Source organism: Candidatus Aminicenantes bacterium, assembly GCA_026393855.1.
In the GTDB taxonomy this organism is placed as follows: domain Bacteria; phylum Acidobacteriota; class Aminicenantia; order Aminicenantales; family UBA4085; genus UBA4085.
This window is the reverse complement of sequence record JAPKZJ010000109.1, coordinates 23,959-49,790: the sequence shown is the minus strand read 5'-3', so window position 1 is coordinate 49,790 and position 25,832 is coordinate 23,959. Positions and strand designations below refer to the sequence as shown.

Here is a 25,832-nt window from a genome sequence, read left to right as displayed (position 1 = left end):
CTCTTTTTCCTGGTCACGGAAGGCGATCTGCCCGGCGAAGGGCGGACGTTTGAATCGCTGTTCCGCCAGTCCTTCCCGCGGGGCGGCTTCGGCGACCCGCCCCGGCGCCGCCGTCGCTCCCGCCGGCCCGTCCGCAAAGAATCTTGAAGGCCGAATACCCGCTTTTTTTTAGTTTTAGCGCAGTTCCGGGAGGGGCGGTTCGGAGTATCGTCCCGGCAAAGCTTTGATAGTCCTCGCCAGGACGGTTGCTTCAACAGTCCTCGCGAGGGCGGCTTCGGGCTCTTCTCGCCTTTTCCCACAGCTCTCTTCGGTGCCTCCAGCGCTTCGCAGTCCTCGTAGGGACGTCGCTTCGGCAGTCCCCGCGAGGGCGGAACTGCGCTTTCCAGATCATCCGGTTATAGAGACTATCCACTCCGTTTCGATTCCGATCGATAATTGCAGGCTCAAACAGCCCTCGGCACCTGGCAACGCCAGGTTCCCTCGGAGAGTTGTGGAAAAAGGCGCCGCCCTCGCGATTTCGCCGTTGGCCGACACTCCGAACCGCCTAACCTCCCTGGAATTTGGCGAAGATCTTTATCCCGAAATCCATGACACAACTCCTTGCGTCGAAGGCGGGGATGCGGTTGTGAAGGGCTTAGAACAACGATGCCGCGGCCTGACGGATGAAATGCAGGATGTTGGCCGGGAATAAGCCGAGTTGGATGACGCCGACAAGCCCCAGGAACAGGACCAGCAGGGCGGAGGGATTCTCGATCTCGATTTCGACGCCGGGCGCCGGGTCCCGCATATACATGACCACGACCACGCGCAGATAGTAGGCGACCGCAAGAAGGCTGGTCACGACGCCGAGGATGACGAGGGGGGTCAGGCCGGCTTTGACGCCGGCCGAAAAGACCAGGAACTTGGCCAGGAAACCGCCCGTCGGGGGAAAGCCGGCCATGGAGATCAGGATCACGGCGAAGATCGCTCCGATCCAGGGATATTTGAACCCGGCTCCCGCGAAATCGTCCAGCTCGTTGTATTCCCGACCATGACTGGACATGGCGGTCAGGGCGGCGAAGGCGCCCAGGCCCATGAACAGATAATTGGCCAGGTAGAAGAAGAGGCTGGCCCCATCGCCGGCCAAGACGGCGATGGCCATCGTCCCGGCGTGCGCGATGCTCGAATAGGCCAGCAGACGCTTGAGGTTCTTCTGCCGCAGGGCGCCCAGGTTGCCGACGACAAGGGTTAAGGCGGCCACAGCGTAAAGGAAGGGGAAGACGGGCAGACTGACCCAGACGGCCTTGGGGACCGCCGCCACGAGCCGAAGCAAAACCAGAAAACCGGCCGCCTTGGGGGCGACCGCAAAGAATCCGGCAATTGGGGTCGGGGCGCCTTCATAGACGTCGGGCGCCCACATGTGGAAGGGCGCCAGAGCCAGCTTGAAGGCGAGCCCGGAAAGGAGGAAGCCGAACCCCAGCAGAGCCGTGGGGCCGCTCCCGAGAGAGGCCGCTGTCTCGGCGATGCCGAAGCTTCCGGTCAGACCGAAAAGGACCGCCAGTCCAAAGACCAGGAAGGCGCCGGCGAAGCTGCCGGTCAGGAAATACTTGACGGCCGCCTCGGAGGCCTTGTCGTCGTTCCGCTTCAATCCGGTCAGCCCATAGGCGGAGACTGAAAACACCTCCAGTCCCAAAAAGACGACCAGGAGGTCGCGGGTCTGGGCCATGATCATCAGCCCGGCTGCGGCCAGAAGGAGGAGCCCGTAGAATTCGCCGAAGGCGGCGTCGAGACGCTGGATCCAACCCCATCCGAGAAGGACGGTGAACGCAGCTGCGGCCAAGAGGAGGAGGGTGGTCAGGATGGCCGCGTCGTCCAGGCGCAGGCTGCTTCCGAAAAAAAAGGACGCGTCGCGGCCCCAGAGCCCGATCGTGAAAAAGGCCGATGCGCCCAGAATGACGAGCGAGACGACGGCCAGATGGGCCTTCGATTCGCGCTTCCAGAAGGCATCGAGGAGAAGGACAAAGATGGCCCCCGCCGAGACGACGGCTAGCGGCAGGAGGGCGGACATCGTCGTCACAGCGACCGCTCCCGGGCTTGGCCGGGTCCCGCCGGCCGGGCCGGGGCGGGCTGCCGGACAAAGACCCGATCATGTCCCTTGAGCAGTTGGATGTATCCCGCCACTGACGCTTCGGTCTTGGCCAGGAAGGTGCGGGGAAAGAGGCCCATCCAGACAATCATGACGACGATGGGGACGACGACGACGATCTCGCGGGCGCTGATATCCTTCAGGTTGCGGACGAGATCGTTGGCGACAGGGCCGTGCATGACGCGCCGGACGAGGCCCAATAGATAGGCGGCGGCTAGAATGACCGTCGGCACGGCCAGGACGGCCCAGATGGGATTGGCCCCGAAAATGCCGTAGAAGCAGAGGAACTCGCCGACGAACCCGTTGAGGCCGGGCAGGCCGAGCGAAGAGAGCGAGGCAATGAGGAAGAAGCCGGCGAAGACCGGCATGACCCGGGCGACGCCGCCGAAATCCGCGATGGCCCGGGTGTGGGCCCGTTCGTAGAGGATGCCGACCAGAAGGAAGAGCAGCCCGGTGCTCAAGCCGTGATTGAGCATCTGAAAGACCGCCCCTTGGACGGATTCAATGTTCAGGGAAAAGAGCGCCAGCATGATCAGACCCATGTGGCTGACGGATGAGTAAGCGACCAGGGATTTGATGTCCTTCTGAACAAGGGCCATGAAACCGCCATACAGGATTCCGGCGATGGCCAGCCCGGCGAGAGCGGGAAGAAAACGGGCCGCCGCGTCGGGAAACAGCGGGATCGCCAGCCTGAGGAACCCGTATGCGCCCATCTTCAACAGGACCGCCGCCAGCAGGACCGAGCCTGCCGTGGGCGCCTCGACATGGGCGTCCGGAAGCCAGGTGTGCAGCGGGACGATCGGCACCTTGATGGCGAAGGCCAGGGCGAAGGCCAGGAAGAGCCAAGTCTGAGTCCCCGCCGGGATGGCCAGGCGATAAAGCTCGAAGATGTCATATGTCGTTGGGCTGCCCGCTTGGCCGGAGAGATGACCGAGGACCAGGATCGCGGCCAGCATCAGGAGGCTGCCCGACATGGTGACCAAGACGAACTTGGTGGCCGCATAGACCCGGCGCGGGCCGCCCCAGACGCCGATCAGGAAGACCATCGGGATGAGCATGGCTTCCCAAAAGACATAGAAGAGGAACAGGTTGAGGGCGGCGAAGACGCCGATGACGCCGGCTTCGAGCAGAAGCAGGAAGAACAGATATTCTTTCAGCTTGGCTCGGATCGCGTTCCAGGACGAGAGGAGGGCCAGCGGTACCAGGAAAGCCGTGAGCAGGATCAGGACCAGGCTGATGCCGTCCACACCCAGGTGATACTGAATCCCGCCGCCCAACCAGGCCGCCCGCTCGACGAACTGGGGGGCGGCCGTACTGCCGTCGAAACGGATGAACATCCAGACGGCCAAGACCAGGACGAGAAGCGTGACCGCCAGGGCCGTGCCATAAAGGACTTCTTTGCGTTCCTTGGGCAGGAATACGAGCAGCGCCGCCCCGGCCAGCGGCAGGGCCATCAGGCAAGTCAGCACGGGGATGTTCATAGCAAAATCAACCCCAGGAAGACGGCTGTGCCCAAAACGAAGCCCAGGGCGTAGTCCTTGATCCGTCCCGTTTGCAGCGACGCGGCCAGCCGGCCGGCGAACCCGGCCGCGGCGCCGGCACCGTTGACGGCGCCGTCGATCACGGCCAGATCAAAGCGGCGGTAGATGAGCCCGGAAGCTCCGACGAGAGGCCGGACGAAGACGGCGTCGTAAATCTCATCGACATAATACTTTCTCAGCAGAATCCTGTGGATCCAGGGAAACCAGGCCGCCAGCCTGACGGGCAGGGATGGTGCGCGGAGGTAGAAAAGCCAAGCCAGTCCGATCCCCACGCCCGCGGCGGCCGTCGACGCCAGAATGAGAAGCCACTCCGTCGAGGCTTCCGTAGGGACCGTCCGGATCGTCGGTACGACCGGGGCCAGGAAGCGGCGGAAAAGATCCGCCTTCTCGCCCAAGACGGCCGGAAGCCCGATCCACCCGGCTGCGGCGGCCAGCCCGGCCAGGATAAACAGGGGGATGGTCATGGAAGCGGGCGATTCGTGGAGATGGGCTTTGGCCTCGGGGGTTGTCCGCTCCTTCCCATGGAAAGTCAGGAAGATGAGTCGGAACATATAAAAGGCGGTCAGGATGGCGGCTCCAAGGCCTGCGGCCCAAAGGACCCGGTGCCCTCCGGCGTAGGCGGCGGCAAGGACGGCGTCCTTGGAGAAGAATCCTGAGAGGAAAGGGACGCCGGCGATGGCCAGGGCCCCGATCAGAAATGCGGGGTAAGTGCGGGGGAGGTGCCGCTTGAGGCCGCCCATCCGCCGCATATCCTGCTCGCCCGATAGAGCGTGGATGACGCTGCCCGCCGCCAGAAAGAGGAGGCTTTTAAAGAAGGCGTGGGTAACCAGGTGAAAGATCCCGGCCGCGTAGGCCCCGACGCCGCAGCCCAGGAACATATATCCGAGCTGGGAGATCGTCGAATAGGCCAGGACCCGTTTGATGTCGTTTTGAACCAGCGCGATCGTGGCGGCGAAGACCGCGGTGACGGCTCCCACGATCGCCACCACTTGGGCCGCCGTGCCCGAGAAGGCATAAAGCGCGTTCAACCGGACCACCATGTAAACGCCGGCCGTGACCATCGTCGCGGCATGGATCAGGGCGCTGACGGGCGTCGGGCCTTCCATGGCGTCGGGTAGCCAGACGAAGAGGGGAATCTGGGCGGATTTTCCCGCCGCCCCGACGAAGAGGAGCAGGGCGGCCAGGGTGGCCGTCCCTTTGGCCAGAGTCCCGCCCGCCACGGCTTGGTCGACGGCCGAGAACTCCGCGGTGCCGACGGCGAACAGCAGGACCAGGACGCCCAGCAGGAACCCGGCGTCCCCGATCCGGTTGACGAGAAACGCCTTTTTGCCGGCCGAGGCGGCGGCCGGCTTCTCGAACCAGAAGCCGATCAGCAGGTACGAGCATAGCCCGACGCCCTCCCAGCCGACGAACATCAGGACGAGGTTCGAGGCCAACACCAGGAGGAGCATTGAAAAAGTGAACAGATTGAGGGCGGCGAAATAGCGGGCGTAGCTTTTTTCGCGGGCCAGATAGCCCGTCGAATAGACGTGAATGAGTAGGCCGACGCCCGTGATGACCAGGGCCATGACCGCAGCCAACGGGTCGAAACGGAAGGCGACGTCGGCCCGGAAGTCACCGGCCTTGATCCAGGAGAAAAGAACCCGGGCCGGGTAGGGATCGCTTCCGCGGGCCGCCCGCAGGCCCAGGACGGACAAGACGCAGAGGAGGAAGGAAACGGCCACCGACCCGCAGGCCAGGCGGACGACGAGCCGCCGCGAGAGGGAGCGGCCGAAGACGATCAGGATCACGGCTGCCGCCCCGGGCGCGAAAGGGATCAGCCAGGCGACGTTCATGCGATCAGCCTTTGAGCGTCCGGAGATCCTCGCCGCGCACCGATTTGCGGCGGCGGAAGACGACCAGGATGACGGCCAGGCCGACGGCGGCTTCCGCCGCGGCGACGGTGATGACGAAGAAGACTACAGCCTGGGCGTCCGCCGCGCGGGCGGGCTTAGCCAGAGCCAGGAAGGCCAGGTTGGCGGCGTTGAGCATGACTTCGACGGCCAGGAACTGGGTCGGCAGGTCCTTGCGGACGAAAAAGGCGACGACTCCCAGGCCGAACAGGATCGCGGCCACGGCGAAGAATGAGCCGGCCGGGATCATGCGGGGTCCTTCTTCTTGACTAGGACGACGGCTCCGACCAGGGCGGCCATGATGAGGAGCGAAGTGATCTCGAAAGGGTAGAGATATTGTTCGAACAGGAGGCGGCCGATGGCGGCCGGCTTGACCGCAGCGGCATTGGCCGCCTCGGGCGAGACGATCAGGCTGCGCGCGGCCAGGCCGATTTCGGCCAAAAGAAGGAGCGCCAGGCCGACGGCGGCCGCCCGGGCCAGCCGGCGCTTCTCCCGGGGGAGTCCGGCCCTGACGTCGATGGTCATCAGCACGAACAGGAACAGGACCATGATGGCCCCGGCGTAAACGATGATCTGGACGACCGCGGTGAACGGCGCCCCGAGAAGGCCGAAGAGCCCGCCCAGGGAGGAAAAGGCCAGGACCAGCCAAAGGGCGGCATAGGCCGGGTTGCGGGAGAGGATCATGGCCAGGACGGCGCCGATCGAGACGGTCGAGAACAGATAGAAAAGAATTTCCGCCATGATTGAACCCAATTATATGGGATTTCAAGGCGGAGTCAATTGTAAACCTAGTTTTTTGATCGGATTTCTTGCAGGGGGCGTTCGGGCCGGATCGTCCCCCTCGGCCGGGTTGACGCGATTTCGAACGGGGGGCTTTACAAACGACCGTTTCCATGTATAATACGGCGCGTGACTGCGGGGTAGAGCAGCCTGGTAGCTCGTCGGGCTCATAACCCGGAGGTCGTTGGTTCAAATCCAACCCCCGCTACCACCGAATTTCCCCTCCCTCCAAATAGACAAGGCCTTCGGGCCTTGTCCGGCCGCGGAAATTTTGACTTCCCCCGCCCGAGTCTGTTAATCTCCCTACGACCGCCCGCGCGTTCGATTCCATCTTCGGGAGAATACACATGTTCGACTCCAAGACATACGCCAAGCGCCGCCAGACCCTGCGCCGGACCCTCGGTTCCGGGATCGCCCTGTTCCTGGGCAACGACGACAGTCCGATGAACTATGCGGCCAACGGCTACCATTTCCGCCAAGACTCCTCGTTCCTCTACTTTTTCGGGCTCGATTCGCCCGGCCTGGCGGCGGCCGTCGATGTCGAAGCGGGCCATGACGTCCTTTTCGGCGACGACATCGAAATCGAAGACATTATCTGGATGGGCTTTCTGCCGACGATCAAGGAACGGGCGGCTGAAGTCGGCGTCAAGGAGACCCGCCCGGCCAAAGCCCTGGCGGCGTATCTCCAGGATGCCGCCGCTAAGGGGCGAACGGTTCACATCCTGCCTCCCTACCGGGCCGAGCATCGCCTCAAGCTGCAGGACCTTCTGGGCATCCCGCCGGCCGAGGCCAAGGGCCGCGCTTCCGCCGCCTTGGTCAAGGCCGTCGTGGCCCAGCGCTCCATCAAGTCCGATGAGGAAGTGGCCGAGATCGAGGCCGCGTTGAAGACGACCTACAAGATGTATGAGACGGCCATGCGCATGGCCCAGCCCGGCGTCTATGAGCATGCCATCGCCGGGCGGATCGACGGCATCGCCATGGCCGACGGCGGGGCCACCGCCTTTCCGACCATTCTGACCGTGAACGGCCAGATCCTGCACAACCACGGCCATGCCAACAAGCTGGCCAAGGGTCGCCTTCTGGTCGTCGATTCGGGCGCCGAGTCTTTGCTCCACTACGCGGCCGACATCACCCGGACCATCCCCGTCGGGGGGAAGTTCACGCCCCGCCAGAAGGACATCTATGAGATCGTCCTGGCGGCCAATACGGCGGCCATCAAGTTCGCTAAGCCCGGCCTGCCTTACAAGGAGGTCCACCTGCTTGCGGCCAGAATCGTCGTCGATGGGCTCAAGGATCTGGGATTGATGAAGGGCGACCCTGCCGAAGCGGTGGCCAAAGGCGCCCACGCCCTGTTCTTCCCCCACGGTCTGGGTCATATGCTGGGGCTGGACGTACACGACATGGAGAACTTGGGCGAGAACAACGTCGGCTACGATCCCTCGGTCGAGCGAAGCCCCCAATTCGGGCTGGCCTACCTCCGGATGGCCAGGCCCCTTGAGCCGGGCCACGTCATGACCGTTGAGCCCGGGATCTACTTCATCCCCGCCCTGATCGACAAGTGGAAGGTGGAGAAGACCAACCTGGATTTTGTGGCCTTCGACAAGCTCGAGAAATACCGCGGCTTTGGCGGCGTCCGGATCGAGGACGACATCCTGATCACCCGCGACGGCGTCCGCGTCCTGGGCAGGCTCATCCCCAAGACGGCGGCCCAGGTGGAGGCGGCGGCGACGATCTGAGCCCCGCACGCCCCGCCATTCTTGCCCTGACCACGCCGATCGGCTACAATACCGCGCTAGTCAAAGGATTTACCGGATTCATGAAGATCGCTCTCGTCCAGCAGCACGCCGGCCCCGACCTCGACGACAACCTGCGCCGGGGACGCGTCGCCTTCGAGGAGGCGGCCCGGGCCGGGGCCGGGCTCGTTGCCTTCGCCGAGCTGGCCTTCCTGCCGTTCCTGCCCCAAGTCCCGGCCGCGAGCCGGCCCGATTTCCGGCGCTTCGCCCAGACCGTCCCGGGCCCGCTGACCGAGGAATTCGGAGCCTTGGCCCGCCGCCACGGGATGGTCGCCGTGCTTAACCTCTTCGAACGGGACGGCGACCGCACTTACGACTCATCGCCCGTCCTCGACGCAGACGGCCGCCTCCTGGGAACGACCCGGATGGTCCACATCATGGAAGGCCCGGGCTTCCATGAGCGGGGCTACTATGCTCCCTGCGACAAGCCGCGCTTCGTTTACGATACCGCGGCCGGCAGGATCGGCGTCGCCATCTGCTACGACCGGCATTTCCCCGAATACATGCGCGGCTTGGCCCTGCTTGGGGCCGAGATCGTGATCATTCCCCAAGCCGGCGTCCTCAACGAATGGGGCGAGGGCCTCTACGAAGGCGAAGTCCGCGTCAGCGCCTTCCAGAACGGATATTTCGCCGCCCTGTGCAATCGTGTCGGGGCGGAGGACGTCCTCCATTTCGCGGGCGAATCCTTCGTTGTCGGTCCGAATGGCGAGGTTCTGGCCCGCGCTCCCGGGGACCGGGACCATCTCCTGTTCGCCGATTGCGACCCGGCCCTCATTCCCGCCTGTCACGCCAAGCGGCATTTTCTGCCGGACCGCCGCCCCGGCCTCTACCGCGAGCTGAAGCTCACGGATTGAATCCCCCAATGGAAAGCTGGTATGTCGTCTCCATCAAGCCGAAGAAGGAATTCCACGTCGAAAAGATCTTCCAGGAAGCCGGCCTCCGGGTCTACAACCCCAAGACCCGCGAAGGCGCCGTCATCAAGCCGTTCTTCATGGGCTATCAATTTGTGTTTTTTGACTTCCCTGCTCAATACAAGCTGGTCAAATACGCCCGAGGGGTGAGGGCGCTCGTCGGCGACGAGCGAGGCCCCATTCCGATCGACAAGGCCTGGATCGAGGAGATCCGGTCGCGCGAAGCGGACGGCTTTATCGAGCTGCAGAAATACGGCTTGGAGCCCGAGCTCGGCGACGAGATCGAGGTCGCCACCGGCCCTCTCCGGGGGCTGCGCGGCGTGTTCAAGGCCAGCCTGTCGGACCAGGACCGCGTCCTGATCTTGCTCAACTGCGTATCCTACCAGGGCCGCCTGATGATTGAGAAGGACAAGATTAAGAAAGTCGTCACCTGACCCGGCCGGCTCGGTCCGCACGCAGGGCGTCCAGAAACTCGGGCTTCAGGGCCGTTCCGGAGAAGAAGACATGGCCGGCCGCGCCCAGGCGGCGGCCGATTTCGATCTCGGCCATCATGCCTGCGGGCGTGTTCTGGTTGTGCGAAGTCGTGATCCCGATCCCGGGCAGGACGGGCATCCGACCCCCCGCCGCCTCCATGGCCTGACGGACGTATTTCTCGAAGAATCCCAGGTTGTTGGTGTACAGCATCGGGCAGAGCATGTCGATCAGGCCTTCCCGGCACCAGGCCGCCCAGTCCTGGCCGATCAGGACCTTGGCCTCTTCGGCGCTCGGGAAGACGGCGGCCGAGATCTTGATCGGGCGCCCCAGCCCCGCCAGCCCGGCTCGCAGCTCGCGCAGGAAGGCCGTGACCCGGCTCTGGTTCCAGACGATCCATTCGTCCCACATCATGTTGCCCGAGTCGCGGGCTTTCATCTCTATGGGATCCAGGCCCGCGTATTCCTTGAACAGGGCCCGGGTCTTGGGGTCCCAGCTGAAGTAGACCTCGTGCGGCGAGGACGGGTAGCGGATGTAGTCGAGGTGGATCCAAGCCACGGGATAAGCCGACGCCACCTCCATCATCAGGCTGCGCTCATAGTCGCGGACTTCGGGCAGGGCGGGATTGGCGACTCCGACCAGCTCGCCCTCGGGCGAGCGGATCAGCCATTCGGGGTGCTGGCGGACTTGTCCGACGATGGCGCCTTCGTTGAATACACAGAACCAGGGTTGGATGACGATCCCTTTCGGCCGAGCCTCCTCGATCAGCGTCCCAAGAAGATCGTACCGAGTATAGGCCGGATCGCGCTCTCCGATCTTGGAAGGCCAATAGACATGGCCCGAAGTGGTCTTGACCAGCATGATGACCGTATCGATGCCGGCTTGGGACCAAGCCTCCAGGGCGTCGCGCATCCGGGTCCGGGCTTCGACCGGATCGGGGCCAAACTGGCCCGGATGGGCCCAAACGGCCCGGACTTCGGTCCCGGGCGCCGCGGGGCCGGTCCAGGCGGATGACGGCGTCGATACCGCCGCGAGTCCGATGGCCGAGGCCAGGACGAAAACGATAAGACGGGGCTGCGTATGCACGGCTATACCTCCTGTCGTCGGCCTTCCTCCGGCCGAGCGGGCGGCCGCGGCGGCGCCGCTTTACCGCTTTTTGACGTTCAACCGGCCGTATCCGAATTTATAATCGGGCCCTGGATCGCCCAGGTCGACGGCGCGGGTCTTGAGGATGGAGATGATCTGGGCCATGGTGTAGGGCGTCCCGCCCTTGATCAGGCCCAGGGCGCCCGCCAGGTGCGGCGCTGAGGCCGAAGTTCCGTAAAAATTGTCCGGGCCGTAGGTGCTTGTGGAAACGCCCGAGGGAGAGCCCAAGTCCGGCTTCATCCGCCCGTCGTGGGTCGGTCCCTGGGCGCTGTAGGAGTGGTAAAGATCACTGACCGCATCCGTGGCGCCGGCGGTCAAGGCGTCGGGCGAATCGGCCGGGATGGAAATGCTGCGCGCGGGGACGTTGTATTCGATGGCCTTGCTGTTGCCGACGATGAAGAGCTCCAGCTTGAGGCTGCGGTTGGCGCTGTGCTTATGGATGGCCACGGCCCAGTACGTCGAAGTCGTTGAGTACCAGCCGTAGACCTCCTCGGTCGGCCACTGGCTGCCCGTCTGGTCGTTCGTCGAGGAATCGACGAATTGATAAGACGACCCGTTCCAGATATACAAGTAAAGATCGTAGTCCTGGTTCGAGCCGGGGTAGTCGTAGCCGTTGTAGACGCCCCAGTCCTTCCAGTTCAGGAAGGCTCCGACCGTCTCGTAGGCGGGGACGTAGAAATCCAGGAGCTCGTCGCTGCCGCTGAAATTTAAAAGGCCGTCGGCGTCCGGGTCGTTGAAGAGGCCGTCCCAGTGATCGAGGGCGCCGTTGCCGGCCGAGACCGCCCACTGGGCGTTCGAGGCGGCCACGTCGGCGTCGATAGGGCCGCTGCCGTCGCCGGCCCCGGCGTTGAACCAGCCCAGCGAATAGGAGATGACGTCCACTTTCTTGGAGTTCAGCCATTCGACGGCCTGGGACTGTTCCACGTCGGTGTCGATGTTGACCAGGTAGAGCTCGGCGTTGGGGGCCATGTCATAGACGATCTCGGCGCAGGCGGCGCCGTGGTCTTCGAAGGCCGAGAGATCGCCGTCGGCCCGGAACGACCGGGTGGTTACCTTGGCGGGCAGCTCCTTGCCCAAGAGGGAGGAGTAGCCCATGAATCCGAGGTCGAGGATGGCGATCTTGGCGGGCGTGCCGTTGCGGAACGCGGCCAAGTCCCGCCATTTGTCGGCGCCGGTCTTGGATACGCCTTCGCTGATCACGGCCTGTTTGAAGGGCCGCAAGGGCAAGCGGATATAGGCGACTTGCGGATCGGCGGCCAGGGCTTTCAGCGCGGCGGCCGGAAGGATGTGCTGGATGCGGTTGCGGTGGCTTGTCTGGATGGTCCCGCCCAGGGCTTGAATGTGCCCGCTCACCTGCGGCACGATCGTCCCGGCGGCGCCGGCCATCTCGCCGGTCACCGTTTCGGTGATGACCCGGACGCCGCCGTCGCTCCAAGTCATGCGGCGGCGTTGGGCAAAGGCGGCGGCCGCCTCCGAGCCTTCCCGCTCCTCGATGGCGGCCAGGCGGGCCAGGGCGGTCTGCATCTTGGGGTGGCTTTCGCGAACCGGAAGCATGCTCGGCGAAAGATCCATGGCCGGCGGCTGGGGCGGTTCCTGGAGGCGGGCCGTTCCGGGCTTGAAGAGCAGGGCGGCCGAGACGACCGCCAGCGAGATCATCCAGGCTCGGCGGAAGCGGAGGGCATGTCGGGTGGCGTGCATAACGTAACTCCCTTTATCTTCCGAAGGAGAAGGCCAGGCCCAAACCCAGGACGATCGAGTCCAAGTTCAAACCGGTGAAGGTTCCGCTGACGGACTCGGATCCGACTGCGTCCCGGATGGCCCAGCTGCCTTTAGCCCGGCAGAACCGATAGCCCGCCTCCAGAACGAGTCCGAGCCGGGGCGTGAGCGCGGCCTCGAGGCCGCAGCGGGCCGAAGCCGAGAAGGAGAGATCGAGCTTCTCCTCCAGGCTGAACCCGATATCCGTCCAGCTTTTAACGAGCCCTGCGTCGAAGGCGAAATGGGGCAAGGTGATCCCGGCCCCGGCGGCGGCGAAGAGAGCCATTTTTTGGCCGAGCGGGATGCGGCCGCGCAGCCCGACTTCGATCGGGATGAGGCTGACGGAGCCGGCGCTCAAGCCGTCGGGGTCGTCGCTGGTCGAGACCTGGAGGCGGGAGGCGCCGAGCTCCAGGCTCAAGCCGCGGGCGATGGGCAAGCTCAACAACAGCCCGAAGGCGACGCCGCCGCCGATATGGGCGTTGGTCGTCAGGGCATAGCCCCCGACCAGCGTGAATTGTCCGGCGGCCGCGGCCGGAACGGCTGCGGCAAGAGCCGCAATCATCATGAGGATGAGGGTCTTCTTCATGTGTTCTCCTTGCCGATGCCGCCCCGGAGGCCCGACCGGCTGTTCATTTGCATGTGCTGCACGAATGACTCGAACAGGAGGTACAGGAGTGGCCCGAGGCCTTAAGCCGGCTGCCGCCGCCTCCGATGCCGAAGGCGGACAGGAGCTTGTGCACCGAGCCGGCGCAGGTCGGACACCGGACATCGGCTTCGCCGCCCAGGCGGACCAGGACTTCGAACTTGTTTCGGCAGGCGTCGCAGCGGAATTCGTAGAGTGGCATGGGAAGGCTATTGTAAAGGAGTTTGCGTGGCGCGGCAAGAACGCGTCCGTCCCGGCGCTTGCGCGGGGCCGTCGTTCGTCCTAATCTAGAGGGCGCCGATCGGAAGCCCCATGCCTCTTTCCCTTACCCGCACCGTCTCGATCGCCGATCTCGTCCTCTTAGCGATCCTGGCCGGCGCGGTCGCCACCTTCGGCCTCGGCTACAGCTTCGGCATGGGAAACCATGTTGAGCTCCTGCCGCATATCGAACGGATCCTCGACCCGTCCTTTGCGGCGGGGGATTTCTCGGTCGACGCCTCGGCCGGCGGCCCGCGCCAATATTTCGCCCGTTTTTGCGCCCTTTTGGCCGGGGTCCTGCCGCTCCCGGCCGTCTTCCTCCTCCTGACTCTCCTCCAGAACGCCGGGGTCGCGCTGATCACGGCCCTGGCCGCCCGCCGGATATTCCCGGGAGCCCCGGCCGCGCCGGTTCTGGCCGTTCTGCCCGTGCTGGCCCTGGAAGGTCCGCGCCTCGGAGAAGCCGGTTTTCTGCGGCTGCCGACGGCGGTGGCCTTTTCCGTGGCGATGCCGCTAGCCCTGGCCTCGCTCTGGTTCGGGTTGGAGGGTCGGCCCGGGCGGGCGCTGGCGGCGGCGATCCCGGCCGCGTTGATCCACCCTTTGGTCGGATTGGAAATCGCCGCTCTCGGCTTGGCTTCGACATTCTTCGAGCGCACCTGGACGGCACTCCGCGGCCGAACCGGAGGGAAGAGGCCGGGCTCCGCCGCGAGGGAGGCGGCCGGATCTCTCCTGGCGCTGGCCGGCCTGGCGAGCTTTGCCGGCCTGGCCTGGTTCCGCGGTCAACCGCCGCGGGCGCTGACGACCGAGGCGTTTATCGGCATCTATGCGCGCTTCCGGGCGCCGCACCACCTTTGGCCCGCGGCCTTTCCCCCCGCCGATTGGATTGTCGCCGCGGCGTTCTTGGCGGCGACGGTTTACCTGGCCCGCCGCTGGCGGCACCGGGAGCCCGGGTCTCCGGTTCTCGCTTCGAGGATTATGGTCGGGCTGGGCCTGGTTGTTTTCGCTATGGCCGCCGGATGGTTCTTTGTTCAGGCCGTGCCGATCCGCCTGGTTGCGATCCTTCAGCTCTTCCGTTTGATGGCGGTCCTCAAGTGGTTTGGGTTCATCCTCCTGGCCGGGGCGGTTGCCGGCTTGGCCCGGAAGCCGAATGCTGCGAGCCGCTTCCGGCTTCCACTCGCCCTTGCCCTCGGGAGCGTTGCCATCCTGGCCGCGTCTTCGCTCGGGAGAATGGGCGAGGTTTCCCTGCCGTCGAGACAGCAAGGGTTGACGTTGGCGGGCCTTGGTCTCGTGGCCGCGGCTTGGCTGGGGCTTCGAGAGGCCGGCTTCCGCCGGTTGGCTTCGGCCGCCGTTGTGGCCGTTTCGGCCGGCCTCATCGCGCTGATCGTCCTTCCCGAGGGGAGCCGTTTTCCGGTTGCTGGGCGGCTCCTTGCCCGGACCCGTCCGGTCTATACGCTCGAACAAGGGCGACAGCGCGAAGACGCGGCGGCGCGGTTTTGTCGGGATTCGCTGCCGCCGGGCGCGACGCTCGTCGTGCCGCCCCTCCTCGGCCGCATCCGGCTCGTATCGCGGCGGGCTCTGCTGGCCGATTTCAAGTTCATGCCGACGACAGACGCGGCTTTGGCCGAATGGCGGCGCCGGCTGGAGGAAGCCTACGGTCCTTCGACGGAGTCCGGCTTCGCCGCCGCCCGCGAGATGGACCGCGGTTATCGGATCATCGGGGAAGATCGTCTGCACCGGCTCCGCGAACGCTACGGCGTCGGCTACGCGGTCTTGTATGCCGAAACGCCCTGCCGCGATCCGGAAATATACCGGGATCGTTTCTATAAAGTGATTAAAATCGCCGGCGGCCTTTAGGGCTTGACGGCGATGACTTCGATCTCGACCTTGACGTCCTTGGGCAGGCGGACGACCTGGACGGTCGATCGTCCCGGGAACGGGGCCGGGAAGTACTCGCCGTAGACCTTGTTCATGGCCGCGAACTCGTTCATGTCGGTGAGGAAAACCGTCGTTTTGACGACGTCGGCCAAGGAACAGCCGGCCGCGGCCAGGACGGCCGCCTGGTTCTTAAGGACCTGATGGGTCTGTTCTTCGATGCCGCCGGCGACGACGCTGCCCGTGGCCGCGTCGATGGCCACCTGGCCGGAACAGAAGACCATCTGGCCGTGACGGATGGCCTGCGAATAGGGGCCGAGAGCCTTGGGCGCATGATCGGTATGGATCGCTTCTTTCATCGGGAATCTCCTCTCGGCGGCCGCGCGTCCGCCGCGGCCGGAAGGATCGATCCGCCCGGCCGCCTTCCCGTTCCGAAGGCCGGGATCAGGATAAGACCGTGATCCGGATGGGACGGCTTTCGACCGTCCCGGTCCCCGAACGGGCGCGGGCCTTAATTGTAAAGGAACCGGGCTTGAGTTTCCAGGCCAGATGATAAGGCGAACCGCCGGCGCCGATCTTCTGCCCGTTCACCCACCATTCGACGATCTCCGGCCGGAAGCCTTCGGCCAGCGCGACCCGGAGGCGGATCGATTGGAACTCGCCGCGCAGAACGGGGTCGAGCTTGAAGACGTCGCCGTCGGCCGGCGTCAGGACGGCGAGACCCGAAGCCGGAATTCTCGCCCCGAGTGCATCCGCCCGGCCGCCTTTTCCCGGAGCGGCCTGTTCATGAGCCAGGCTGCATGTCTTCGAGGGCTCGGTGCCTGCGGCGAACACCTCCCGGATGACGCCGGTGCAGCGCGGACCGGGCTTGAGGCCCGAGAGCGGGCAGATCTCCGCCCGGACAATCCCGGACGGCTCGGCGAACGGCTCGGACGGCCGATCGGCGACGGCCAATTGAATGATGTCCCGGAAAAGCGGGCCGGCCCCCGTGATCCCCGAAACGTTTTGCATGGACTTGCCGGAGAAATCGCCGGCCCAGACGCCGACCGTAATCGCCGGGGTGTATCCGATCGTCCAGTTGTCGCGGAAATCCTTGGACGTGCCGGTCTTGGCGGCGGCGGCAAAGGGCAGGTTGAGAGGCGATAAATAGCCGAAGGAAGGGATTCTGGCGTCCCGGTCGGACAGGATGCTGGTGATGATATAGGCCGAAACGGCCGAGAAGACCCGGCGCGGCGGCTCCGGGGGCGCGTCCTCCCGCATCCGCCCATCCTTGTCGACCAGGCGTAGAATGCTCCGGTCGGCCCGATAGACGCCTTCCCGGGCCAGGGCGGCATAAGCCCTGACGAGCTCGAGCAGGGTGGCCTCGGCGTTGCCGAGAGTTAATCCTACGCCATAGAAGCCCGGCGGTTGGGTGAGACCGGTGAACCCGAGTTCGCGGAGCTTGGCGTAGAGCCGATCGGGGCCCAAGGCCTGCAGGACGGCCACGGCCGGGACGTTATACGAGCTGGCCAGGGCGCTTCTTAGCCGGATGGCCCCATGGAAGGATTCGTCATAATTATCCGGGGCGAATGCGCCGCCTGGAGTGGCGAACGGAGTCGGGTCGTCCTCCAGGATGGTGGCGGCGGTCAGGCCGCTCTCCAGCCCCAGGCCGTAAGTGATCGGCTTCAGGGTCGAGCCCGGCTGGCGGGGCGCCAGGGCCCCATTGACTTGGCCGTCGTGGGCGGCGTCGAAAAAGTCGCGGGATCCGGCCATGGCCAGGATGTCCCCGCTGCGGTTATCCAAGACGATGGCGGCCGCGTTGGTCACGCCTTTCTTTTCCAGCCGAACCAAGCTGTTGCGGATGAGCGCTTCGACCTTGGTTTGGAGGCCGGCGTCGAGAGTAGTCCGGATTTCGGCGATCCCGGGCCGTTCCTCCGTGGGCACGCGTGCCAGGATCCAGTCGCAGAAATGCGGGGCTCGAAATTTCTCCTCGGCCGGGCGCGGCTCCACCGGCTCCTGCAGGGCCCGCTCGAGCGAGGGAGCGTCCACGTATCCCAGGTCGTGCATCCTTCGCAGGATCTCCTCCTGGCGCCGTTTGACGCCGGCGAAATTGCGATAGGGGTTGAGCACGGTTGGGGCCCTGGGCACCGCGGCCAGGAAAGCGGACTCGGCCAGGCTGAGGCGGGACGCAGGCTTGTCGAAATACTGGCGCGCCGCGGCTTCGACGCCGAAGGCTTGGTTGCCGTAAGAGATCCGGTTCAGATATTGGAGGAGAATGCCTTCCTTGGAGAGAGAGTGGTCGAGCCGCACCGCCAGCCAGGCCTCGCGGATCTTGGACGGCAGAGTCCTGCGAAAATGCCAGATGTTGCGGACGACCTGCTGGGTGATGGTCGAGGCGCCCGAGACGACTCGCCGGCTGCGCAGGTTCTGAAGAAAAGCCCGGGCCACGGCCGTGACATCGATTCCCGGATGGGCGAAGAACGACTTGTCCTCGGAGGCCACGGTGGCCTGAAGGAGAAACGGCGAGATGTCGGCCAACCCGACCCAGCGGCAGCGGCCGCCCTCGTCCGAGAGGACTTCCCGGAGCACCTGCCCGGCCCGGTCCGTGATTCGGAGCGAGACAACAGGGCCGGGGTCGAGCCGGCTCTTTGGGATCGGCCAATAAAACGATCCCAGGGCCGCCAGGACGAAGACGATCGCCCCGGCGGCCGTCCGCCAACGCCGCCGCCGCCTCACTTCACGATCTTGACCGTCCGCTCGCCGCTGCGGCCGAAGGTCTCGGGGGCGTACATCATCTCGGCCTTGCTGCCGGGCAAGGCGAAGACGCCCGGCGTCAGGGCCCGGGCCAGGTAGCGGTGCTTGTGAAGGCCGGCCGGCAACGAGTCCGCGAAGAGCAGGACCCGATCATCGCGCATTTCGATGTGATTGAAGCCCCACCAACGCCACCAGCCGCCGTCGTTCTCCGCCGCGGCGATCGCCTCGACCTGACCGGTTTTTTCAGCACTCTCGGTCTCGAAAGTCGGGTTGACGGCCTCGAAGCCGGCCGGCAGGGGATCGTCGACGACGACGAAGAGGCTTTCCTTGGGGGCCAGCACTTCCAGGGTGACCAGGACGATCTGGCCGGCCCTGATGTCGGTCAGGGGCTTGCCGTCCAAAGTCGTCAAGGTCTTATAGACCGCGAAGCCTTCGTCCCGCGCTTCCAACGCCCGCTTGGGGGCGTAGGTCAGGCGCAGGCCGTAATAGAGCGTTCCGGGGCCGGTCTTGTCGATCTTGACCGGCAGATTGGCGCCCGGTTTGACGTCGGCCAGGCTCTGTATCGCCGTTACGGACTTCTGCATCGCCTGGAACGATTCCTTTAGAATGGTTTTGCCGGCGAAGGCGATCTCGGCCCGGAAGTCCGGCCGCTCGCTCTCGAAGGCCTTGTAGTACTCGTTCAGGGAGTAGAAGACGAAGAAGTTCTCCTGGGTCGAGTGCCAGCGGCCGGCTTTCCTCTGTCCGACCAGCCAGCGGGCGATTGCGGGGGACAACGGGTGCCGACGCCCCGTCTCGAGCAGGGTCTGCAGGACAAGGCCGGTCGTCCGGGCGTTGGAGGAGTAAATCCAGGACAGGTCGTAGGCCGGGTCCTCTTCGAAGTGGGCCTGGGAGGCCTCGACCTTGATCAGGTTCAGCATCTCCTGCAGCAGCGTGTCGCGGGCCTGGGCCGAGCCGTCGCCGACGTGGATGGCCTTGGTCAGGAGGCTGCGCCCGAAGAGGGACATGTTGCCGCGGGCCCGGAACAGAAGCTCGGCCGCGGCGGGCTGGTACTTTTTGAGCAGGGCCAGGTCGTAGAGGGCGTAGGCTTGCGTCGTCAGCCAGCCCTGCGGGCCATAGGGATAAGGCGAGTCCCCGGGCTTGGCCGAGAGCAACTGCCGCAGGTAATTGGCGGCCTGGTTCAGCCGGTCCTCGTTGATGTCGTAGCCCGCCTCGCGCGCCTTGATCTGGGCGAAGACGGCGTAAACCGTGGCGTAGGGCGATTCGCGGGCCGAGTCCGGCCACAGCGAGTAGCCTCCGTTTTCGCGCTGGCAGGAGTCCATGTCCTTGAGGACGCGGCGAACGAGCTCCTTGACGGCCTTGGGCTCGAGGCTGCTCAAGTTGAAGTCCTCGATCAGCTTGGGGGCGACGAGATAGGGCAGGATGGAGGATGTCTTCTGCTCCAGGCAGAGGTAGGGATAGTAGGTCAGATAGTCGATGCAGCCTTTGAGGCCGGTCAAAGCCGAGGCGGCCGCGGTGACTTCGAGCTTGGTGGCTTGAGGCTGGATCGTGTCGGGCAGGCTGATCCGTTCCTCCTTGGGCCCGGTCGTTTGGTCGAACGTGGCCACGGTCTCGGTGCCGCGGGTCGTCTGGACCGGGAAGCCGTACTCCAGCCCGTCCGCGTCGGGGCCCATCTTGGCCCGGACGGCCAGTCGGGCCTTGCCTTCCTTCTCCGCCTCCAGGGCAAAGAGGATTTCGCGGCTTTCGCCGACGGCCAGGTCGAAAGTCCGTTCGGGCTTGTCCTTGAGGACCAGGCCCTGGGCGTCCAGGCTCATGACCACCGATCCCTTGCGGCCGGAATAGTTGTTGATGACCACACCGGCCTGGAAGGCGTCGCCGACCCGGGCGAAGCGCGGGCCGGAGGGCAGCAGCAGCAGCGGCTTGCTGACCTTGAAGGAGGCGTCCTGGCGGCCGAAGGCTGAGTCCTTGGTCTGGGCTACGACCATGACCCGGAAGGTCGTCAGGTTGTCGGGCAGGGTGAACTCGAACTCGGCGCTACCGTCGGCCCCGGCCGGCAGCGAGGGATTCCAATAGGCGGTCGTCTTGAAGTCGCCGCGCAGCTCGACCTCGGACAGGCCGGACGCGGCTGCCGCCTCATCGCCGCCGCCGCCCGCGCTCTCGCCCTTCTCGCCGTAATGGCGCTGGCCGACGACATGGATGCGCGAGTCCGCTGTCTGCACGGACAGCGGCTTCTCGCCGTAGTACCAGGCAAACGGATCGGGCGTCTGATAGCCGATCAGGTTGAGCACGCCGACGTCGACCACGGCCACCGTGAGCGAGGCGGGGGCGCCGGCCGCGGCCGCGTCCCTGACCTTCAGCGACACCTTGACCTTGTCGCGGGGCTTGTACGTCGGCTTGTCGGTCGCGACTTCGACGGCCAGCTTCTTCTGCGAGGGGTCGACATGGAGGGCCGCGTAGCCGATCTTAAACTGAGGCTTCCCGACATCGGCATCCTCGGTCACGGCGGCTCCGGCGGTCCGGCCCTGCACCAGCAGGACGGAGATGAAGACGTTGGGGATGTGGTCGGCCGTGATCGGGATGTCCACCGGCACGGCGCTGCCCACGATGTCCACGACGCGGGCGTCGATGATCGACTCGCGCTCGACGGTGATCAGGGCCTTGGCCTTTTCGTAAGGCGACTTGATCAGGATGCGGGCCGTCTCGCCGGGCTTGTAGGAGTCGGCGTCGGGGACGAGCTCGAGGGCGTCGTCGTCCTGCCGCTCCCAGGCCACGTAGTCGGAGCCCGTGACGTAGACGTAGGTGGCTGTGACGATCTTGTTCTTGCGGCCGTCCTGGCCTTCGGCGGTCAGGACGTAGAATCCGGCCTTGTCGACCGGGATGACGGCTTCGACGGGATCATTGGCGGTGCGGATCGAGCGCGAAGCGATCTCGGTATCCGTCTTCTCCGAGACCCACTCATAGCGGCCGCCGACGCCGGCCTTGCGGGCCGAGCGCCACTCGCGGCGCAGGAGCTTGACGGTCAGCTTCTTATCCGGGGCCGGCCCGCCGTCAGGCTGTACGCTGATGATCTCCGCCGCGAGGTTGTCGCCTTTCTTGAGGAAGGCGGACTTGGGCTTGACGCCGATATAGTATTCGCCCCTATGGATGACGGTCTGGATGCGGTTGGAAATGGACTTGCGGCTGGTACTCGTGACCGTGGCCTCAAGCGCGGCCATGACCGAGGTAGTCTCCTTCTCGGCCACGAGCGGCACGTTCACGGCCAGCTTGCCGTCCAGATCGAGGGGGGTGGCCCCGGAGGCCAGGAGGCGGCTGTTTTCGGAATAGTCGGACTCTCCGAGATCGATGTCCGTGCCGAAAATGTAGCCCTTACGGCCCGGCGGATCAAAAGACGTCGGGTTCAAGCGCAGCGTCCATTCGGCCCGCTGATTGGCCATGGCCCCGCCGTAGAGGTAATTGGATCGGATCTCGGCCTGGAACGGCTCGCCGAAGACGAAGGCGTCCTTCTGGGCCCGCAGATGGACTTCGAACTCGGCCGGCCGGAAGGCCTCGACCCGGAAGCTGCCGCTGAAGTCCGCGGACTTGCCGCCGGTCACGGAGGGAGGGAGCTTGACGGAGATGTTGTAGTACCCCAGCGCCGCATCGGCCTTGGTCTCCAGGTCCAGACTGAAAGAACCGTAGTCGTCGAGCTGGGCCTTGCCCTTGAAGATCGAGGCCTGGAACGGATTGGTGATCTCGCAATCCACGGACTTCATGCCGGGGAGCATCCAGCGGCCCTTTTCCCGGGCCCGGATGAGGCCTTTCAAGTGGACTGTCTCGCCGGCCCGGTAGATACCCCGCTCGGAGAAGACGTAGCCGCGCAGGCGCTCGGGCTCGGGCGACCAGTCATATTCGATATTGAAGCGGTAGGCATCGATCCCGGTGCCCCATTCCGAAGAGGCGAAGGCGACGTCGGTGCCCTTGCGGGCGAAGACCCACTGTTCGGGCTTGGTCCATTCGCCGGTGGGCTTGATGCCCAGTGCCTTCCAGCCGGGTGCCTGGGCCTTGCCGTCCTTGTCGGTGCGGCCGCGCCAGCGGACCTGGTTGTTCTCGTCCCGGATTTCGACTTCGGCTTCGGCGACAGGGAGGCCGTCCTTGAGCCCGGTGACCCAGATGAGGTCGTTGTCTGGCGAGAACTTGCCCGTGACGGCCATTTCGGTGACTTGGACCATGGCCTTGGGATAGCGCTCCCATTCTTCCTCGGAGAACGTATCGAGCTGGAGGAAGACCAGTCCATGCTTGTCTTCGAGCAGCCCGGCCAGCGATACCGGTACGAGCTGGCGCTTGTTGCGGGGCAGGTTGAGCGGCTTGACCGTATCCAGCCCATAGAAAGACGGCCGGGGCTGGAGCAGGGTGTTGGCATAGAAGACTTTCTCGCCCTTGAGGAGCGGGATGATCTCGTCCTTGGACAGCGCTGCGCCCATGACCCGGACCTTGTCGGCGTTGACGGCCGAGATCGGATAGATCGGGTCGAGGTAGGATTCCAAGACCCCTTGGCCGGTCGTCATGTTGACGGCCTTCTTGTACGGGCCCGTCTTGAATTTCAGGGAGGCTTCGCGGCCGAGAGTATTGCCGAACTCATCCTTCAGGTCGGCCGGGACGCGGACGGCGTAGGCCGTCTCCGGCGCGAAGGGGAGCGAAAGCCAGAGATCGGTGTTGCCGTGATCCCATTCCTGGTAGTAATCCGGTATCTCGACCTTGGGCTCGAAAGTGACGGCCTTGACGAAATCCTTATAGGGGACGCGATTGCTGAAGTGGAAGACGAGCTGCTCGCCGGGGGGCAGGGGATCATCGGCATCCATCCCCTCGAAGGCAAAAGTCTTGAAGGTCTCGAAGCGGAGGGCGGCGGCTTTCTCCAGGCCGAGCGGGCCTTCCCGGCCCGGCAGGCCGGGCTTGATCTCGACGGAATAGGCGAAATCGGGCCGCAGCTTCTCGCGCGGCACGAGCAGGAGGGCCCGCTCGGGCTTGGCCTCGAGGCCCAGCTCATCGAGCTTGGCGGCGGTCGGCTCCTGCAGCGTGAAGCCCGGCTCGTGCGTCTTGCCTTCGGCTCCGGCGCCGGCGAAGGCCAGGAAGCCGGAGGCCTTGGCTCGGTCGATGGCCTGGCTGAAGACGAGATAGACGGGCTGGTCGAGCTTGATCTGCTTGGCTTCGTGGGCGGGCAGGGAGCGGACCAAATAGGGCTTCTGGGTCTCGAAGGACCAGGCGAAATCTTTCTTCAGTTCGAAGCCGTCCTGGGAGCGCAGACCCGCCGGCACGGTGATCTTGATCTGGGTTCCGAAGGGGAAGCGGTCCTTGGGCGTGAAGGCCAGGGCCTTGGTCCCCATCCATCTGTACTTGCCCGCGAACGAGGGCTCGATCTTGAGAAGCTGGCCGCTGTCCTCGATCGGCAGAGGCTCGAGCGGAGCCATGGTGTGGTCGAAGATGACGACGATCTGGTCGGTGTCGCGGGCCCCGGCGACGGCGCCCTGCGGGCTGACGTGGACGACGGCAAGATCGCCCTTGGCTTCGCCGGCGGGCGGCGTCGGACGTCCAACGGGCTTGGGCTGGCAGGCCGGCAGGGTGATGACGGCGAAGGCGACAGCGGCGACGAACAGGCCGAGCGAGATTCTCTTGACCATGGGCGCTCCTCTTTCAGTCGAACGGATGGGATTATGCTACATGAAAAAAAAGGCCGACACAAGTCGGGTCCCGCCGCGAGAGGCGAGGCCCGAACGCCGCGAGGATCCCGCCGAATTTCAGCCCGCGAGGGCCTTCAGGGTGGCGACGACTAAAGTCCAGAACCGCTCGACCGAGGCGATCTCGACCCGCTCGTCGGGGGAATGGGGGTTCTGCAGATTGGGCCCGAAAGAGATCATGTCCATGCCGGCGAACTTCTCGCCGATGATGCCGCACTCGAGCCCGGCGTGGATGGCGCTGATCACGGCTTCTTTGCCGAAGACGTCCTGGTGGATCTTCTTCATGGTTTGCAGCAGGGCCGAGCCCATGTTCGGGGTCCAGGCGGGATAGCCCTCGGGCTGTTTGATGCGAGCCCCGGCCAAGTCGGCGACGGCTTTCAGGCCGTTGCGCACGCCTTCCAGGGCGGAGGCGACGGAGCTGCGGCTGGAACAGAGGATCGTGGCTTTGTCCTTGAGCGTGCGCAGGATGGCCAGGTTGGTCGAGGTCTCGACCAGGCCCTTGATCTCGGCGTGCATGGCCAGCACGCCGTGCGGGCAGGCCAGGAGGAAGTCGAGCAGGGCTTTTTGGGATTTCGGGGTCAGCGGCAGGAGCTTGGCCCCGGGCTCGAATGGTTCGAGGCCGAACTGGAGGCCCGGCTCGACGGCCTTGAATTCGGCCTTGATCTTGTCGCTGGCCGCTTGGACGAATACGGAGAAGGCCTTGGCTTTGGCCGGCTCGAACAGGAATTCGGCCCAGGCTTCGCGCGGGATGGCGTTGTGCTTGTTCCCGCCCTCCATCTTCAGCAGGGCCAGGGGGTACTTGGCTTGGGCCTGCCAGAGGACCCGGGCCAGGAGCTTGATGGCGTTGCCCCGGCCTTCGTGGATGTTGACGCCGGAGTGGCCGCCCCGCAGGCCGCTGACTTTCAGCCGGAAGCCGGCCTTGGCCTTGACGGCTTTGCGGGCCAGGGGGACGGCGATGTCGGAGTCGGCGCCGCCGGCGCAGCCGATGGTGAAGGTGCCCTCCTCCTCGCTGTCGAGGTTGAGCAGGATGCGGCCCAGCAGGGCGTTCGGCTCGATCGTCCGGGCCCCGTCGAGCCCGGTTTCCTCGGCCACGGTGAAAAGGAATTCCAGCGGTCCGTGGACGATCTCCGGGCTTTCCATGACCGCCAACCCGGCCGCGACCCCGATGCCGTTGTCCGCGCCGAGAGTCGTGCCCTCGGCTTGGACCCAGCCGTCCTTAATGATGGGCGTGATCGGATCCTTCATGAAGTCGTGCTTCACGTCGGAATTCTTTTCATTGACCATGTCCAGGTGACCTTGGAGAACCGCGCCGACCGCCTTCTCCTTGCCGGCCGTAGCCGGCATCCGGACGACGATGTTTCCGGTCTTGTCTTTTTTGCCGGTCAGCCCGAGCCGCTTGGCCTGGGCCAGGACATATTCGCCGACGGCCTTTTCGTTGTCCGAGCCGTGCGGGATCTTGCAGATCTCTTCGAAGTGCTTCCAAAGGGCGGACGGTTTCAGACCGGATATCGCGGACATGAGGGCCTCCTGATGAGCGTGAGTCGATGCTTAAAGAAAAATGATGCCACAACGGGAGGCCGAACTCAAGTGGGGACTCCCTTGGACTCCCTTGGAGGGGAACCCTTTAGCCGGGTTCCCCTCCAACGTTCCGTGCCGGTCTGCGACCGGCCCGTCTCTGCCTCCCCTCCAAGGAGCCTGGAGCGATTGAATCCCATCGTATCGCAAAACCAAGGCGATAGCCGTCAACGCTATGTTCTTGAACGTTTTTGACGCGGGACGGACGCGGGAATATGATCAAGGCCGTCATGAAGATTCGGGGCCTGCTTCTTGTGACTCTCGCCGCGGCGGCGATCGTCGTCGGCATCCTGTCCATCAAGATCGGAGATAAGGTCCCGATCAAGGCTGATGTCGACCGTTATCTCCAAGTCCAGATCGATTTGACCCGTACCAATATGCAAACCCTCCAGAACATCATCGCTTCTTTCCTGGCCACGGAAGGGGGGTCTCCGGCCGACCTGCAGGCCGTGCGGTCCGCGGGCTTGTTGACCACCGGTGCCCAAGACGCCTGGGGGCGCGACATCCGTTATGAGAAGCGCTCCGAGGCCTCGTTCCGGTTGACCTCAATGGGACGGGACGGCAAGCTCGGCACGGCCGACGACATCGTCATGGATTATTGATCCGGGCTTGGCAGCGACCTGATCGGGGGT

18 protein-coding genes and 1 tRNA gene are annotated in these 25,832 nt (G+C 65.0%); 6 read left to right on the top strand and 13 right to left on the bottom strand.

The features are described 5' to 3' along the window. Positions 1-634 precede the first annotated feature (634 nt). The 5 genes from NTZ26_13520 to NTZ26_13500 are packed head-to-tail and all read right to left on the bottom strand — an operon-like array spanning position 635 to position 6,299. Positions 635-2,047 (bottom strand): NADH-quinone oxidoreductase subunit N, encoded by a 1,413-nt coding sequence (locus NTZ26_13520; GenBank protein ID MCX6561520.1) that lies wholly within the window; start codon positions 2,045-2,047, stop codon positions 635-637. A 5-nt stretch (positions 2,048-2,052) separates the two neighbouring features. After that, positions 2,053-3,606, bottom strand: a complete 1,554-nt coding sequence (locus NTZ26_13515; protein MCX6561519.1) for an NADH-quinone oxidoreductase subunit M — start codon at positions 3,604-3,606, stop codon at positions 2,053-2,055. Further along, positions 3,603-5,501 carry an NADH-quinone oxidoreductase subunit L gene (gene nuoL, locus NTZ26_13510; GenBank protein MCX6561518.1) on the bottom strand — a complete coding sequence of 633 codons (1,899 nt, stop codon included), beginning with the start codon at positions 5,499-5,501 and terminating at the stop codon, positions 3,603-3,605. The genes NTZ26_13515 and nuoL overlap by 4 nt, the downstream gene beginning before the upstream one ends. A gap of 4 nt (positions 5,502-5,505) precedes the next feature. Next, entirely contained in the window at positions 5,506-5,808 is a 303-nt protein-coding gene (gene nuoK, locus NTZ26_13505; protein ID MCX6561517.1) for an NADH-quinone oxidoreductase subunit NuoK, read from the bottom strand. After that, on the bottom strand, positions 5,805-6,299 hold the full coding sequence (locus NTZ26_13500; GenBank protein ID MCX6561516.1) for an NADH-quinone oxidoreductase subunit J: 495 nt from the start codon (positions 6,297-6,299) through the stop codon (positions 5,805-5,807). The genes nuoK and NTZ26_13500 overlap by 4 nt, the downstream gene beginning before the upstream one ends. A 173-nt stretch (positions 6,300-6,472) precedes the next feature. Between NTZ26_13500 and NTZ26_13495 the strand changes: the two genes are divergently transcribed. The 4 genes from NTZ26_13495 (at position 6,473) to NTZ26_13480 (ending at position 9,476) form a co-directional block, all read left to right on the top strand. Then, positions 6,473-6,549, top strand: a tRNA-Met gene (locus NTZ26_13495). 136 nt (positions 6,550-6,685) lie between these two features. After that, positions 6,686-8,074 carry an aminopeptidase P family protein gene (locus NTZ26_13490; protein MCX6561515.1) on the top strand — a complete coding sequence of 463 codons (1,389 nt, stop codon included), beginning with the start codon at positions 6,686-6,688 and terminating at the stop codon, positions 8,072-8,074. An 80-nt stretch (positions 8,075-8,154) separates the two neighbouring features. Then, complete coding sequence (locus NTZ26_13485; GenBank protein ID MCX6561514.1) at positions 8,155-8,985, top strand: carbon-nitrogen hydrolase family protein; 831 nt, start codon at positions 8,155-8,157, stop codon at positions 8,983-8,985. 8 nt (positions 8,986-8,993) lie between these two features. Beyond that, positions 8,994-9,476, top strand: coding sequence for a hypothetical protein (locus NTZ26_13480; protein ID MCX6561513.1), 483 nt, complete (start codon positions 8,994-8,996; stop codon positions 9,474-9,476). On the opposite strand, the gene NTZ26_13475 is transcribed toward NTZ26_13480, so the two are convergent. The 4 genes from NTZ26_13475 to NTZ26_13460 are packed head-to-tail and all read right to left on the bottom strand — an operon-like array spanning position 9,469 to position 13,259. Further along, a complete protein-coding gene (locus NTZ26_13475; protein ID MCX6561512.1) occupies positions 9,469-10,599 on the bottom strand; it encodes a family 10 glycosylhydrolase in 1,131 nt (376 codons plus the stop codon). The two genes, NTZ26_13480 and NTZ26_13475, sit on opposite strands and share 8 nt — an antisense overlap. A 60-nt stretch (positions 10,600-10,659) precedes the next feature. After that, entirely contained in the window at positions 10,660-12,357 is a 1,698-nt protein-coding gene (locus NTZ26_13470) for a S8 family serine peptidase (protein ID MCX6561511.1), read from the bottom strand. A 13-nt stretch (positions 12,358-12,370) separates the two neighbouring features. Then, entirely contained in the window at positions 12,371-13,000 is a 630-nt protein-coding gene (locus tag NTZ26_13465) for an outer membrane beta-barrel protein (protein ID MCX6561510.1), read from the bottom strand. 43 nt (positions 13,001-13,043) lie between these two features. Then, on the bottom strand, positions 13,044-13,259 hold the full coding sequence (locus tag NTZ26_13460) for a zinc ribbon domain-containing protein (protein ID MCX6561509.1): 216 nt from the start codon (positions 13,257-13,259) through the stop codon (positions 13,044-13,046). A 110-nt stretch (positions 13,260-13,369) separates the two neighbouring features. Between NTZ26_13460 and NTZ26_13455 the strand changes: the two genes are divergently transcribed. Then, a complete protein-coding gene (locus NTZ26_13455) occupies positions 13,370-15,166 on the top strand; it encodes a hypothetical protein (protein ID MCX6561508.1) in 1,797 nt (598 codons plus the stop codon). Here the strand turns inward: NTZ26_13455 and NTZ26_13450 are convergent. The 4 genes from NTZ26_13450 to NTZ26_13435 all read right to left on the bottom strand — a co-directional run bounded on the left by NTZ26_13450 (position 15,163) and on the right by NTZ26_13435 (position 25,143). Beyond that, the gene (locus NTZ26_13450) at positions 15,163-15,543 is read right to left on the bottom strand and encodes a RidA family protein (GenBank protein MCX6561507.1); all 381 of its coding nucleotides are present in this window, start codon (positions 15,541-15,543) and stop codon (positions 15,163-15,165) included. The genes NTZ26_13455 and NTZ26_13450 overlap by 4 nt on opposite strands. An 85-nt stretch (positions 15,544-15,628) precedes the next feature. Continuing rightward, complete coding sequence (pbpC, locus tag NTZ26_13445; GenBank protein MCX6561506.1) at positions 15,629-17,899, bottom strand: penicillin-binding protein 1C; 2,271 nt, start codon at positions 17,897-17,899, stop codon at positions 15,629-15,631. Beyond that, on the bottom strand, positions 17,896-23,568 hold the full coding sequence (locus NTZ26_13440; GenBank protein MCX6561505.1) for an MG2 domain-containing protein: 5,673 nt from the start codon (positions 23,566-23,568) through the stop codon (positions 17,896-17,898). Before NTZ26_13440 ends, pbpC begins: the two co-directional genes overlap by 4 nt. Before the next feature lie 117 nt (positions 23,569-23,685). Next, the gene (locus NTZ26_13435; GenBank protein ID MCX6561504.1) at positions 23,686-25,143 is read right to left on the bottom strand and encodes an aminoacyl-histidine dipeptidase; all 1,458 of its coding nucleotides are present in this window, start codon (positions 25,141-25,143) and stop codon (positions 23,686-23,688) included. A gap of 272 nt (positions 25,144-25,415) precedes the next feature. On the opposite strand from NTZ26_13435, the gene NTZ26_13430 reads away from it, so the two are divergent. After that, the gene (locus tag NTZ26_13430; GenBank protein MCX6561503.1) at positions 25,416-25,802 is read left to right on the top strand and encodes a type II secretion system protein GspG; all 387 of its coding nucleotides are present in this window, start codon (positions 25,416-25,418) and stop codon (positions 25,800-25,802) included. The last annotated feature ends 30 nt before the right edge of the window (positions 25,803-25,832 follow it).